The following is a 13893-nucleotide window of genomic DNA, read 5'->3' on the forward strand; positions in this document are numbered from 1 at the left end:
TGTGGTTGAAGCGGGGAAGGTCGCCCTGCGAGCTTGTTGCCTGCGCGGACTGTCGATATCCTGACATGTGCGGCATCCTGCCGTCGAACCCTGGAGCATCGCAAGCATGAGCACCGCTGAACGCCATGATTCCTCTTCCCTCGACGCGACGGCGCTGGGCGCCGATATCGCCCAAGGGGTTACGACCGCGCTTGCTGCGATGCAGCAGGCAGTGGACCGGGTGGCGGCGCGCAATCCCTCGATCAACGCGGCCTGCGGCATGCAGCCCGAAACCGGACTGCGCCTGGCCCAGGCGCTGGACGACGAACTGGCGGCGCTGACGCCCGAACAGCGCGTGGCGCAATTGCAAAGCCGGCCGTTTTTGGGCGTACCGACCTTGCTGAAGGACCTGGGCACGGCGGCGTTGGGCTTGCCCAGCGCGATGGGCTCGGTGCTGTACGGCCAAGTCGACTGGAATGTCGACGCCGAAATCGTCAAACGCTACCGCCGCGCAGGGCTGATCCCGTTCGGCCGCACCACCAGCGCTGAACTGGGCTTAAGCCCCACCACCGAATCGCCAGCCTACGGCCGCCCCACGCAGAACCCCTGGAAGGCCGGGCACAGCGCTGGGGGATCCAGCGGCGGCGCGGGCGCGGCGCTGGCCAGTGGCATGGTGCGGATCGCGCACGGCAGCGATGGCGGCGGTTCCATTCGCATCCCGGCCTCGTGCTGCGGCGTGCTGGGCCTGAAGCCGTCTCGGGGGATGATGCCGTTGGGACCGCTCAAGGGCGAAGGGTGGGGCGGCCTGGCGACCGAACACATGATGACCCTGTCTGTGCGCGATTGCGCTGCGTCGCTGGATATCAGCGCGGGGGCCGACGTCGGCGCGCCCTATGCGGCGCCGGCGATACCGGCAGAGTCCTACCGCGCCGTGGTAGCGCGGGTCTCGGCCGATCCCCACGCGGCCACGCGCCGCCGCATCGCATTCATCAACACCACGTACGAAGGCGGCGCGATCCATCCCGAAGTGGCTGCCGCCGTGGACGAGGCCGCACGGCTCTTTGCCGGGCTGGGCCACGAGCTGGTGCCGGCCGCACCGCCGGTAGGCTCCGAAGAAGTGCTGTCCCCGATGCTGCCGCTGATCGCCAGCGCTGCGGCCAACGCCATCGACACCTTTGTGGCGGCGCGCGGGCGCCGGCTGGCGGCCGACGAATTGCAGCCCACCACCCTGGGCGCGCGCGAGTACGCCCGCGCCATCTCCGGCGCGCAGTACGTGGCCTGCGTGGATACCTGCCACGAAATCACGCGCCACATCGGACGCTTCCTGCATCGGGACGGCACGCAGGGCTACGACCTGTTCCTCAGCCCCGTTTTGGCGCAACCGCCGGCGCCCATTGGCCGCTATGCCATGGACAACGCCGACTACCTGGCCTACCGTCTGGGCAAGAAGGGCGTGATCGGCTATTCGCCGTTCGCGCCTCTTGCCAACCTGACCGGCATGCCCGCGATCTCCATTCCGTTTGCCGTGTCGTCCGACGGATTGCCGATCGGCATCCAGGTCATGGGCCCGCTGGGCAGCGAAGCCTTGCTGCTGGAACTGGCGGCGCAGGTCGAGGCCTTGCGGCCCTGGGCGCTGGTGGCACCCATGGCCAGATAGCGGAGTTTCCACGGAGCAGCCATGTCATCGTTCGCGACGCATACCGTACAGAACCAGGTTCCGCCCCTGGAAGACTATTCCCTGTACGACACCGACCCCGCGTTACGCGAGGCGGTGCGGCGCGAGGGGGCTGACAACTGGGCGGGCGACCTGGCCGCGCATGGCGCCTGGCTGGGGCGCGCACAGACGCTGGCCGCCGGCGCCGAGGCCAATCGCTGTCCTCCCAGGCTGGTCAGCTACGACCCGGGCGGCCACCGGATCGATCACGTGGAGTTCCATCCCGCCTGGAACCTGCTGATGAGCGGCATCCTGGCCCGCGGCCTGCACAGCCGCGCTTGGGCTCAGCCGGTGCCCGGCGCGCAGGTGGCGCGGGCCGCCGCCTATCTGATGCAGGGGCAGGTGGAAGCCGGCACGTTGTGCCCCACCACCATGACGTTTGCCGCTGTGCCGCTACTGCAGCGCGAACCGGCGGGCGCCATCGACTTTGCCGGCCAATGGCTGCCCGCCCTGTATTCGCGTGAGTTCGACGCGGCCGACGCACCGCTGGCCGCCAAGCGCAGCGCATTGATCGGGATGGGGCTGACCGAAAAGCAGGGCGGTTCGGATTTGCGCGCGGTCAGCACCCGCGCCGTGCCCCTGGGCGCGCCGGGCCGCGGCAACGCCTACGAGCTGGTGGGCCACAAATGGTTTTTCTCCGTGCCGCAGGCAGACGCGCACCTGGTGCTGGCGCAAACTGATGAAGGGCTGAGCTGCTTCTTCGTGCCGCGCTGGATTCCGGATGGTCCGCGCAACGCCATCCGCGTGCGCCGTCTGAAAGATAAGCTGGGCAACCGCAGCAACGCCAGCGGCGAAGTGGAATTCGAAGGCGCATGGGGCGTCATGGTGGGCGAATCCGGGAGGGGCCTGGCGGTGCTGCTGGAAATGGCCGCGACGACCCGGCTGGACTGCGTGCTGGGCAGCGCCGCGCTGCTCAGGCAGGCACTGGTGCAGTCCCTGCATCACGCGCAGCATCGCCAGGCCTTCGGCAAACCGTTGATCGAGCAGCCGCTGATGCGCAACGTGCTGGCCGACCTGGCGCTGGAAAGCGAAGCGGCCATGGTGTTGGCGCTGCGGCTGGCGCGGGCGGTGGACGCGCGCGCCGATGCCCCGGCGCGTGCCCTGGTGCGCGTGGGCACGCCCGCGGCCAAATTGTGGATCTGCAAGCGCGCCATCCATGCAGTGGCGGAATGCATGGAGGTCTGGGGCGGCAACGGCTACGTGGAAGAGGGGCCGATGCCCCGGATCTATCGCGAAACGCCGGTCAATTCCATCTGGGAAGGGTCTGGCAACGTCATGGCGCTGGACGTGCTGCGCGCCTTGCAGCGCGAGCCCGAGGCCCTGCCCGCGCTGGAGCAGGAATTCGCGCTGGCAGCCGGGCGGCATCGCGCCTTCGACGAGGCCTTGGCGCGCTGGCGAGCCTTGCTGGCCGATCAGGCGCAAGCGGAATTCCAGGCACGCCGTGTCGCGGGCGGGCTGGCGCGGCTGTGGCAGGCCGCCTTGCTGATCCAGCACGCGCCCGAACCCGTCGCGCAGGCGTTTGTCGCCAGCCGCCTGCACGCGGACGGCGGCATTTTCGGGGAACTGGCGGCCGGCGCCGACACTCAGGCGATCCTGTCGCGGGCCTGGCCTGCGGTCGCATGCTAAATTTCCTGGCTTGACCAACCTTCCCGTAGTCTTCTCCGCCATGCTCTCCCAACAAGAACTCAAGCAACAAGCCGCCGACGCCGCCCTGGAATTCGTAGAACAGGTCGCCGGCCCGGACGCCATCATTGGCGTGGGCACCGGCTCCACGGCCGATCTGTTCATCGATGGCCTGGCGCGTTTCAAGGGTCGCATCGCCGGCACGGTCGCCAGCTCGGAGCGCAGCGCGGCCCGCCTGGCCGGCCACGGCCTGAAGGTGCTGGACCTGAACGACGTGAAGACCATGCCGATCTACGTGGACGGCGCCGATGAAATCGATGCCAATCTGCACATGATCAAGGGCGGAGGCGGCGCGCAGACGCGCGAAAAGATCGTGGCGTCGGTCGCCGAGCGCTTCATCTGCATCGTCGACGAATCCAAGCTGGTCCAGACCCTGGGCAAGTTCCCGCTGCCGCTGGAAGTCATTCCGATGGCGCGCGAGTCGGTGGCCCGCGCCCTGGCGGCCCTGGGCGGCCAGCCGCGCTTGCGCGAAGGCTTCGTCACCGACAATGGCAATATCATCCTGGACGTGGCGGGCCTGGCCATCACCGACGCCCGCGATTTCGAAGCCCGTGTGAACAATCTGCCGGGCGTTGTCACCTGCGGCCTGTTTGCACTGGCCGGCGCCGATGTGGCGCTGTTGGCTACCCAGAACGGCATTCGCCGCCTGGACCGCGCCGCGTAAGCGTCCCTGTCCCCGCGCGGTCTGCGTGTTGCCCCGCTTGCCCGCTTGCCCGCCTTGCGGGCGGCGGGGGCTCGATTCATAATCTTGTCACACTTGGGTCATAACCTTGCCGGTTGTGCAGGCCCATCTCGTAATTCTCTTATTTCGGGGCAATGCAATGAGATCAACCACGCAGGGAGCCCGGATGACGGAGCATACAAACAAGCAGTTCGACGCCGATCTGGAAAGCGTCCGTTCGCAGTTCTTGCAAATGGGCGGCTTGGTGGAAGCCATGATCCAGGAAGCGATCGACGCGCTGGCCACCGGCGACCTGTCGCTGGTGGAGAAGGTCCGTGAGCGGGAAAAGGAAGTCAACCGCCACGAAGTCGAAATCGACGAAAGCATCAGCCGCATCCTGGCCCGGCATCAGCCTACCGCCATCGACCTGCGCATGCTGATGGCCGTGTCCAAGATGCTGACCGACATGGAGCGTTCCGGCGACGAGGCCGAAAAGGTCGCGACTGTTGCCCGCCGCATCCACGAAGCCGAACTGCGCCACATCCCGGTGATCGAACTGCGCCACATGGCCGCCAATGTGCGGACCATGCTGCACCAGGCATTGGACGCGTTCGCCCGCCTTGACCCGATCCAGGCCGCCGCCGTCGTGCGCAGCGACAAGGAAGTGGACAAGGAATGGAAGGGGGCCTTGCGCCACCTGATCACCTACATGATCGAAGACCCGCGCACCATCTCGCGCGCCATCGACATGATCTTCATTGCGCGCGCGCTGGAACGCATCGGTGACCACGCCAAGAACATGTCCGAACGTGTGATCTATATGGTCAAGGGCGCTGACGTGCGTCACACCGGCGTGAAGAACACCGAGCGCCTGGCGCGCGGTGAAGACGGTTCGGAAGACGACGAACAGCCCGGCCAGTAAGCCCCAGGCCGCCATCAGCGACCGTGTAAAAAAACCCCAGCGCAGCATGCCCTGGGGTTTTTTCTTGCCTGATCGGGGTTGCCGCCTGCGCGGACTACAGCGGCAGCACGGCGCCCTGGCACAGGCGCGGGTCCGGCACGCCGGGCTTGCCGGCGTCGACACGGCCGGCCAGGCGACGTCCGAACGCCGGCAGCGCGGGGGCGCTGATTTCCAGGTCGTACCAGCCTTCACAGCCGGCGTATTTGAGTTCCAGCGCCCCGCCTGCCTGCACGTGCGCCATGGCGCGCCAGCCGTCACCCATGTATGACTCCACCTTCACGGGTTGCGGCGTGTCGCTGTGATTGATCAGGCGCAGGCGCAAGCCCGAGGTGACGGGAACGAACTGCGCCTCCAGCATGCCGGCATCCCGCGCATCGCCCCGGAATTGACGATGGAAGCCGTCCGGCCCCAAGAGCCACAGGTCATAAGCGCCATGCTCGCCCAGGCGCCAGCCGTCATCCAGCCGCGCGCCGTGGCCTACGGTGTAGCGACGGGGCGCATGCGCCAGGTCCAGGCGGTCGTACACATGCAGCACGGCGCCCGCGCTGCCGGAATTGCGCAAGGTCAGGCGGTAGTGCTCGCCGTCGGCCGTCATGCGGCCCACTGCCTCAAGCGCGTAGGGCAGCGGGCAGGCGTGGCGGTTGCTGTCGGGATGAAGCGAACCCCGGTCGCCGGCAAAGTCGAACGCGGAGGTCAGGTCGCCGGCGACGGCGCGGCGCCACGGGCTGATATTGGGTTCGGCGACGCCGAAGCGGGCCTCCAGGAAGCGGATCACCGAGGTGTGGTCGAACACCTGCGAATTGACCCAGCCGCCGCGGCTCCAGGGTGACACCACCAGCATCGGCACGCGCGGGCCCAGGCCGAAACCGCGGCCGTGCAGGCTGGCGGGATCCTCGCTGGACGCGGCGCTGGGGCCGTGGCGGGTGTCGTGGTATTCGCCATCCAGCTCCACCGTGGACAGTCCGCCCGAGCGGCCGTCGGCATGGCGGGCGGGCGGCGCGGGCGGCGGCATGTGATCGAAGAAGCAGTCGTTCTCGTCGTAGGTGACGAGGAACACGCAGCGGCTCCAGGTCTCCGGGTTGCGGGTCAGGATGTCCAGCACGCGCTCGGTATATGCGCCGCCTTGGCGAGGCGACGACACTTCCGGATGTTCGGAATCAGCAGTGGGCGCGATGATCCAGGACACCTGGGGCAGCGTGCCCGCGTCGACGTCGCGGGCCAGGTCGTCCAGCGTATAGGTGGACAGGCCGCGGTCGCGCAAGGGGGCATCGGCCGCGCCGCTGGCGTGCTGGCGGCGGTACTGCCTGAAGCCGGCCAGCGGGTTGTCGTGGAAGTTGTCCGCCATGTCCTGGTACACGCGCCAGTCCACGCCGGCGGCTTGCAGGCGTTCAGGGTACGTGGTCCAGGCGTAGCCTTCATCGGGCGGGCCCAGGCGGTCGAAAGTGTTGACCAGCGCGGGGCCGCCGGCCTGGCCCTGCGGATCGTTGGTGCCCGTCCACAGGAACAGCCGGTTGGGATTGGTGCCGGCGTGCAATGAGCAATGGTAGGCGTCGCACACGGTGAAGGCGTTGGCCAGCGCCGTCTGGAAGGGTACGTCGTCGCCGGTGTAGGCGCCCAGTCCCAGGCGGCTCTTGGCGGACAGCCATTGGTCCATGCGGCCGTCATTCCATGCGCGCTGCGCATCGTCCCAGGTGTGCGGCGTGATGTAGCCCACCGGCGTGTTGCTGGCATATTGCGTGCGCAACGCATAGGGTCGGCAGCTCGCCTCGCCATCCGACTGCGTCAGCACGTTGCCGGCCGCGGTGGGCGCCGGGTGCGGGTCCGCGAAACCGCGCACGCCGGGCAGCGTGCCGAAATAGTGGTCGAACGACCGGTTCTCCTGCATCAGGACGACGACGTGCTGCACGTCGTGGAGCGTACCGGTCTTGCGGTCTGGGGCAATCGCCAGCGCGCGCGCGATGGACGGCGGCGGATCCGCGGGATGGGGCAAGCGCGATTCTTCTCTCATGACAGCATTAATACGGCCAACAATGTTCGAATCTTAAGCGCAGCAGGCACTGCCGTCTTGATGATGTGCGGGCAGTCCCTGAAAACGCGAAGCCCCTCGCTGGCGAGGGGCTTCGGAGAGGCGCGCCGGATGCCGTCTGGCATGGTCGGCGAAGCGGATCAGGCCGAGGGCGGGACGTAGCCGTGGGCTTCTACCGTACCGTCTTCGAACAGGAAGCGTTCCATCTGTTCTTTCAGGTACTTGCGCGCGCGGGCATCGGCCAGGTTCAGGCGGTTTTCGTTGACCAGGCGGGTCTGGATGGCTTTCCATTCTTCCCAAGCTTCCTTGGAAATGCTCTGCCAGATCTTCGTGCCGAGCTCGCCGGGGTAGGGAGGAAAGTCCAGCCCCTCGGCTTCACGCTTCAATTTCACACAGTTGACGATACGGGACATGGTTCGCTGCCGAAAAGATGGATAACGGCGTATTTTAGCGGGCTTGGCGTCCGGAGGGCGCCAAGCCCCTTCGAGCCCTGCGGTCAGGGCCGTGGCGGCGGTTACAGCTTCTTGATGAAGACCATGCTGTTGCGCGAACGGTTGTAGTTGTTCTGCTTTTCGCGGGGCAGGTCCGTGACGCCGCCCTGCACGAATCCGCGCTTGATGAACCAGTGCGACGTCCGGGTGGTCAGCACGAACAGGCGCTTGGCGCCGGTGGCCCGGGCGCGGGACTCCATATGGCGCAGCAGGATTTCACCTTCGCCGGAGCCCTGCCATTCGGGGTGCACGATCAGGCAGGCCATTTCGGCCATATGCTCGTCGGCGAACGTATGCAGGGCGGCGCAGCCGTAGATCACGCCGTCGTGCTCCAGCACCGTGAAATTCTCCACGTCGCGTTCGATCACGCTGCGCGGGCGCGGCACCAGGGTGCCGTCGGCTTCCAGCGGTTCGATCAGGCTCAGGATGGCGCCCACGTCGTCGATTGTGGCGGCGCGCAGATCGTCCAGCGTGTCTTCCACCACCATGGTGCCCACGCCGTCGTGGGTGAAGATCTCGAGCAGCACGCTGCCGTCCAGCGCGAACGGCAGCAGGTGGGCGCGGGCCACGCCGCGTTTGACCGCCAGCGACGCGTATTGCAGGAAGGCGTGGGTTTCTTCGTCCAGTTCGCCCCCGGCCAGCAGCGCGTCGGCGTCCACACGGGCCAGTTCGGTGTCCAGCGTACCGTCGTCGTTCAGCACGCCTTGCGAGGTGGACAGGAAGATCAGCTTTTCGGCGCGCAGCGCCACGGCGACGCTAGTGGCCAGGTCTTCCATGGCCAGGTTGAACGCGTCGCCCGTGGGCGAGAAGCCCAGCGGCGACAGCAGCACCACCGACGAGCCTTTCTCGATGGCAAACTTCAATGCCTCGGTGTCGATCTTGCGCACCTGGCCGGTGTGCTTGTAGTCCACCCCGTCCAGCACGCCGGTGGGACGTGCCGTCACGAAATTGCCCGAAATGACGCGGATGTGCGCGTGCGACATCGGCGTGTTGGGCAGACCCTGGCTGAAGGCGGCTTCGATGTCCAGGCGGATCTCGCCCGCGGCTTCCTTGGCGCATTCCAGCGCGGCGGCGTCGGTGGGGGACAGGCCGCGGTCGAACTGCTGCGTGAAACCCTTCAGGCGCAGCTGCTCATTGACCTGCGGGCGCGAGCCATGCACCAGCACCAGCCGGATCCCCAGCGACGACAGCAAGGACAGGTCCTGCACCAGCGTATTCAGCGCGCCGGCCTGTACCAGTTCGCCACCGAACGCCACCACGAATGTCTTGCCTCGGAATGCATGCACATAGGGCGCCACGTCTCGAAACCATCGGACGAACTGGGCGGGTGCGAATTCTGGGGCTTCGAGGGCGGAGACGGTGTCTGGTTCCAGGTCGGGCATGATGGGCGGAGGGATTCCTGAGAGTCGGTAAAAACGCGGCGCTTTGCCGCGCCATAGCGCCGTCCGGTGACGGCGTGGCGAAATTATATGGCCGTCGGGGGCGGGCGCAGGCGGAAAATCAGCGCTTATTTCGTACCCGATTTCTACCGCGTCCGGCGGGCAGGCGGGCAGGGAAGCCATAGAAATTTATAATGCCCGGCTAACCGGACTATCGTACATGCCTGAATCCTCCCGCCCGCGGGCGCCCAAGACGGCTTCCCCGGGGGCTCCGGCCGCCGCGGCCGACGCCGCCCGTGCGGCCAAACGGGCGCCGCGCCCCGAGCGTCCCGAGCGCCCCATCCCTGCCGTGACCTACCCCGAAGACCTGCCCGTCAGCGCGCGGCGGCAGGAGATCGCACGTGCGATCGCTGGCCACCAGGTCGTGATCGTCAGCGGGGAAACCGGCTCGGGCAAGACCACCCAGTTGCCCAAGATCTGCCTGGAACTGGGCCGCGGCCGCCAGAAGATGATCGGCCATACCCAGCCGCGCCGTCTGGCCGCGACCTCGGTGGCCAAGCGCATCGCCGAAGAACTCAATACGCCGATGGGCGAAGTGGTGGGCTACCAGGTGCGGTTCAACGACCGCACGGGCCCCAACGCGTCTATCAAGCTGATGACCGACGGCATCCTGCTGGCCGAGTCGCAGCGCGATCCGCTTTTGCGCCGCTACGACACGATCATCATCGACGAGGCGCATGAACGCAGCCTGAACATCGATTTCCTGCTGGGCTACCTGAAGCAGCTGCTGCCGCGGCGCCCGGACCTGAAGCTGATCATCACGTCGGCCACCATCGACGCCGAGCGCTTTGCCCGCCATTTCGCCGCATCCGAGGACAAGCCCGCGCCGGTGATCGAGGTATCGGGCCGCCTGTACCCGGTCGAAGTCCGCTACCGCCCCGTGCGCGAGGAACTGGCCGAGGACGACGCGGCACCCGCCGCCAAGCCCGGCCGCGACCGCGAGCGCATGTCGGGCGACGAAGAACGCGACCTGATCGACGCCATCGTGGACGCCGTGGACGAATGCGCCCGGCACGGCCCGGGCGACGTGCTGGTGTTCCTGCCCGGCGAACGCGAAATCCGCGAATCCGCCGAAGCCCTGCGCAAGCGGCACCCCGCCGGCACCGAGGTGCTGCCGCTGTACGCACGCCTGTCGCAGGCCGAGCAGGAACAGATCTTCCATCCGCGCACCAACGCGCGGCGCATCGTGCTGGCCACCAACGTGGCCGAAACGTCGCTGACGGTGCCGGGCATCCGCTTCGTGGTCGACAGCGGGTTGGCACGCATCAAGCGCTATTCCTGGCGCAACAAGGTCGAGCAACTGCGGATCGAACCGATCAGCCGCGCCTCGGCCAACCAGCGCGCCGGCCGTTGCGGCCGGGTGGGGCCGGGCCTGTGCATCCGTCTGTACGACGAGCTGGACTTCAACAACCGCGCCGCCTTCACCGATCCGGAAGTGCTGCGCTCGTCGCTGGCCTCCGTCATCCTGCGGATGAAGTCGCTGAAGCTGGACGATATCGAGCAGTTCCCGTTCGTGGAGGCGCCGCCTGGGCGCGCGGTGGCCGACGGCTATCACCTGCTGCAGGAGCTGGGCGCAATCGAACTGGCGTCCGCATCGGACGATGAGGGCGAGGCCTCGCGGACCGGCGCGTCGTTCGTACTGACCGAGACGGGGCACGAGCTGGCCAAGCTGCCGGTGGATCCGCGTATCGGCCGCATGATCCTGGCCGCGCGCGAACACCAGTGCCTGTCCGAAATGCTGATCATCGCATCGGCCCTGTCGGTGCAGGACGCGCGCGATCGCCCCATGCAGGAACGCGAGGCTGCGGAAGCGGCGCACGCCAAGTTCGCCGACGACAAGTCGGAATTCATTTCCTTCCTGAAACTGTGGCGCTGGTATGGCGAACAGGTGCAGCACAAGGCGTCCCAGCGCAAGCTCGTGAACCTGCTGCGGCAGAATTTCCTGTCGCCGATCCGGCTGCGCGAATGGCACGACGTGCACACCCAGTTGTCCGCGCTGGTGGGCGAGCAGGGCTGGCGCGTCAATCAGGCGGAAGCCACCTACGAACAGCTGCATCTGGCGCTGTTGTCCGGCCTGTTGGGCAATATCGGCTTCAAGAGCGACGAGGGCGGCCATTACCAGGGCGCCCGCGAAATCCGCTTCCATATCCACCCGGGTTCGCGCCTGGTGAAGAAGGCGGGACGCTGGATCATGGCGGCCGAACTGGTCGAAACCACGCGGCTGTACGCGCGCTGCGTCGCCCGGATCGATCCGGTGTGGCTGGAAAAAGTGGGCGCCCACCTGATCCGCAAGAACTGGTCGGACCCGCGCTGGGAAAAGAAGGCCGGGCAGGTCGTGGCCAACGAGCGCGCCACGCTGTACGGGCTGACCATCTACACGGGCCGCCGCATCCACTACGGCCGCGTGAACCCGACCCATGCGCGCGAACTGTTCATCCGCCAGGCGCTGGTGCCCGGCGAGATCGACACGCGACTGCCCTTCGTGGCGCACAACCGCAAGCTGATTGCCGGCATCGAAAAGCTGGAGCATCAGACGCGCCGCCCGGACATCCTGGTGGACGACGAACTGATCTTCGCCTTCTATGACCGCCAGTTGCCCGCAGACATTTCCCAGACGGCGTCACTGGAAAAGTGGGTGTCCAGCCTGGACAAGGCGGCCGCCGCCAAGCTGATGCTGACCCGCGACGAGCTGATGCGGCACGAAGCCGCCGGCGTCACGACCGATGTCTTCCCCAAGAAGGTGGAATGGCAAGGCGTGTCGATGGCGCTGGACTACCACTTCGAACCCGGTTCGCCGCGTGACGGCGTGACGCTGTCGGTGCCGTTGTTCGCGCTGAACCAGATCGACCCTGACCGCTGCGAGTGGCTGGTGCCCGGCATGCTGAAGGAAAAGGTCCATCTGCTGCTGAAATCGCTGCCGCAAAAGCTGCGCCGCCATTGCGTGCCGCTGCCCGACTATGCCGCCGGCTTCTACGAGCGCTGGTTCGAACGGCAGGCCGATCCGCAGCAAGGCCTGGTGGATGCCATCATCGCCGATATGTGGGACCAGGTGCAGGTGCGTCCGGCCGTGGGCGATTTCAAGCTTGAAACCTTGCCCGCCCACCTGTTCATGAATTTCCGCGTGGTGGACGAACATGGCCGCATGCTGGCCGCCGGGCGCAACCTGGCGCAGTTGCGGGCCGAATTCGGCAAGCAGGCGCAGGCCACTTTCCAGCAACTGGCGGCCAGCGATACACAGGTTGCCCAGGCGCTGGCGCACGAGAACCTGACGACGTGGTCGTTCGGCCCCTTGCCGGAGATCATGGAGATCAAGCGGCGCGGCCAGTCCGTCATCGGCTATCCGGCCCTGGTGGACCGGGGCACGCATTGCGACCTGGACGTGTTCGACGATCCGGACGAGGCGCGCAAGCACCACCGCGCGGGCCTGTTGAAGCTCTTCCGGCTGGGGCTGCGCGAGCAGGTCAAGTTCCTGGAAAAGAACCTGGCGGACCTGACCAAGATCAGCATGCTGTACATGACGCTGGGCACGCAGGAAGAACTGCGCGACCAGATCATCGATTGCGCGCTGGGGCAGGCGTGCCTGGCCGAGCCGTGGCCGGTGAACGAGCAGCAATTCGACGCGCGCCGCACGGAAGGCAAGGGCCGTCTGGGCCTGCTGGCGCAGGAAGTGGCCAGGCTGGCCGGCGCGGTGCTGACGGAATACGCGGCGCTGCAACGCAAGCTGCCGCAGGCCAAGCCGCATGCGGCCGCCTACGCGGACCTGCAGCAGCAGATCGGCGCGCTGATGCCGAAGATGTTCATCCGCGATACGCCTTATTCGCAACTTTCACACTATCCGCGCTACCTGAAGGCGGCAGTGGCCCGCATCGACAAGTTGCGGGCGGACCCGGGACGCGACGCAAAACTGGTCACGGAAATGGCGCCGCTGGTGACGCAATATCAGCGGGCGAGGGCGGCATTGAAAGGCGCGCCGGATCCGCGGCTGGACGAGTTCCGGTGGTTGCTGGAGGAACTGCGGGTAGCGTTGTTTGCGCAGGAACTTCGGACGCCGATGCCGGTGTCGGTCAAGCGGTTGATGAAGAGTTGGGAGTCCTTGAAGCGGTGATCGCGAGGCTTCGGATCTTCTTGCTTCGTGGCCCATGCGTTGTGCTTCGTAGGCCGCTGGTCGGCGGGGCGGCCTGACTGCGCGCGCCCACGATTGCGGTCCGGAGCCTTCGCTCCGGACTCTCCCGTCGTCATCTTCGTCCTCGCCTTCGGCGACTCCTTCAGATTCCCTCGGGCGCATCAAGGTTGCGCGCAGTCAGGCCGCCCCGCCGACCACCTGCCGCCGTCTTGGCGTGGTGCGTCGCCAGGTCCAGGATCCTTGACGAGTCTTACGGTGCCCGCCGATTGCGGCCGCGCGGGCGGCCATAATCGGCATACGCGTCTTCAGGTTCTGTGGGCCCTGTCGTTTCTCTGGCAGATCCGTCGATATCGTCAATCGTAGGATGGGTGAAGCGCGGCAATTCGGGCAGAAGAGCCGGGCTGCCCATCGCGCGCAACCCATCGCTCCATCCCCCGGCGCAAGACACCGCGCAACCCATCGCCCCACCCCCCGACGCAAGACACCGCGTAAGCCCCCAAAGGCCGCCCGCGCGGCCGGCCGGGGGCGGGCCCCGCAAGATATTCCTCACCCTCTCCATCCGGGGCAAGAACCCTAAGCACCCGGTCCTCCCCCACTGACGTGAGATTGCACCTGACCGAGCCTGGTGTGGCGGGGGCCTGGGGGGCGCGGGGCGTCGATAAGCCCAAGGGAATCCGAAGGCAGTTGCCGCAGGCAACAACGAGATTCTATGGTTTGGGTCAACCTACACCCGGACGCAGTTTCCCGGGATCGAAGGGCTGGCCAGTACGCCAGACTCCGTAAGCGATGCGTAGCAGCTTTCGAGCGATCACAACC

The 13893-nt window shown here is 67.0% G+C and carries 8 protein-coding genes; 5 read left to right on the forward strand and 3 right to left on the reverse strand.

All coding sequences use genetic code 11. The features are described from left to right. Positions 1-106: 106 nt before the first annotated feature. From CEY09_RS24940 to phoU, 4 genes are all read left to right on the forward strand, one after another. On the forward strand, positions 107-1636 hold the full coding sequence (locus tag CEY09_RS24940) for an amidase (RefSeq protein WP_088590655.1): 1530 nt from the start codon (positions 107-109) through the stop codon (positions 1634-1636). Between the two features lie 21 nt (positions 1637-1657). After that, positions 1658-3319: an isovaleryl-CoA dehydrogenase gene (locus CEY09_RS24945; protein WP_088590656.1), complete on the forward strand. Its 1662-nt coding sequence runs from the start codon at positions 1658-1660 to the stop codon at positions 3317-3319. Between the two features lie 40 nt (positions 3320-3359). Beyond that, entirely contained in the window at positions 3360-4040 is a 681-nt protein-coding gene (gene rpiA, locus CEY09_RS24950) for a ribose-5-phosphate isomerase RpiA (protein WP_088590657.1), read from the forward strand. 184 nt (positions 4041-4224) lie between these two features. Beyond that, positions 4225-4959 (forward strand): phosphate signaling complex protein PhoU, encoded by a 735-nt coding sequence (gene phoU / locus CEY09_RS24955; protein WP_088590658.1) that lies wholly within the window; start codon positions 4225-4227, stop codon positions 4957-4959. Between the two features lie 94 nt (positions 4960-5053). On the opposite strand, the gene CEY09_RS24960 is transcribed toward phoU, so the two are convergent. From CEY09_RS24960 to argA, 3 genes are all read right to left on the reverse strand, one after another. Then, positions 5054-7006, reverse strand: coding sequence for a phosphocholine-specific phospholipase C (locus CEY09_RS24960; protein WP_088590659.1), 1953 nt, complete (start codon positions 7004-7006; stop codon positions 5054-5056). A 158-nt stretch (positions 7007-7164) separates the two neighbouring features. Beyond that, positions 7165-7437, reverse strand: coding sequence for an oxidative damage protection protein (locus tag CEY09_RS24965; protein WP_006218476.1), 273 nt, complete (start codon positions 7435-7437; stop codon positions 7165-7167). 101 nt (positions 7438-7538) lie between these two features. Then, positions 7539-8897, reverse strand: coding sequence for an amino-acid N-acetyltransferase (gene argA / locus CEY09_RS24970; protein WP_006224886.1), 1359 nt, complete (start codon positions 8895-8897; stop codon positions 7539-7541). A 217-nt stretch (positions 8898-9114) separates the two neighbouring features. Here argA and hrpA point away from each other — a divergent pair, with 217 nt between their 5' ends. Beyond that, the gene (gene hrpA / locus CEY09_RS24975) at positions 9115-13059 is read left to right on the forward strand and encodes an ATP-dependent RNA helicase HrpA (RefSeq protein ID WP_088590660.1); all 3945 of its coding nucleotides are present in this window, start codon (positions 9115-9117) and stop codon (positions 13057-13059) included. Positions 13060-13893: the final 834 nt, after the last annotated feature.

Origin of the sequence: Achromobacter marplatensis (assembly GCF_002209535.1) — a bacterium.
In the GTDB taxonomy this organism is placed as follows: domain Bacteria; phylum Pseudomonadota; class Gammaproteobacteria; order Burkholderiales; family Burkholderiaceae_B; genus Achromobacter; species Achromobacter marplatensis.

Bases quoted from the DNA above. Each gene is read 5' to 3' on its own strand.
- CEY09_RS24940 (WP_088590655.1), top strand. From the start codon at position 107: ATGAGCACCGCTGAACGCCATGATTCCTCTTCCCTCGACGCGACGGCG.
- CEY09_RS24945 (WP_088590656.1), top strand. From the start codon at position 1,658: ATGTCATCGTTCGCGACGCATACCGTACAGAACCAGGTTCCGCCCCTG.
- rpiA (WP_088590657.1), top strand. From the start codon at position 3,360: ATGCTCTCCCAACAAGAACTCAAGCAACAAGCCGCCGACGCCGCCCTG.
- phoU (WP_088590658.1), top strand. From the start codon at position 4,225: ATGACGGAGCATACAAACAAGCAGTTCGACGCCGATCTGGAAAGCGTC.
- CEY09_RS24960 (WP_088590659.1), bottom strand. From the start codon at position 7,006: ATGAGAGAAGAATCGCGCTTGCCCCATCCCGCGGATCCGCCGCCGTCC.
- CEY09_RS24965 (WP_006218476.1), bottom strand. From the start codon at position 7,437: ATGTCCCGTATCGTCAACTGTGTGAAATTGAAGCGTGAAGCCGAGGGG.
- argA (WP_006224886.1), bottom strand. From the start codon at position 8,897: ATGCCCGACCTGGAACCAGACACCGTCTCCGCCCTCGAAGCCCCAGAA.
- hrpA (WP_088590660.1), top strand. From the start codon at position 9,115: ATGCCTGAATCCTCCCGCCCGCGGGCGCCCAAGACGGCTTCCCCGGGG.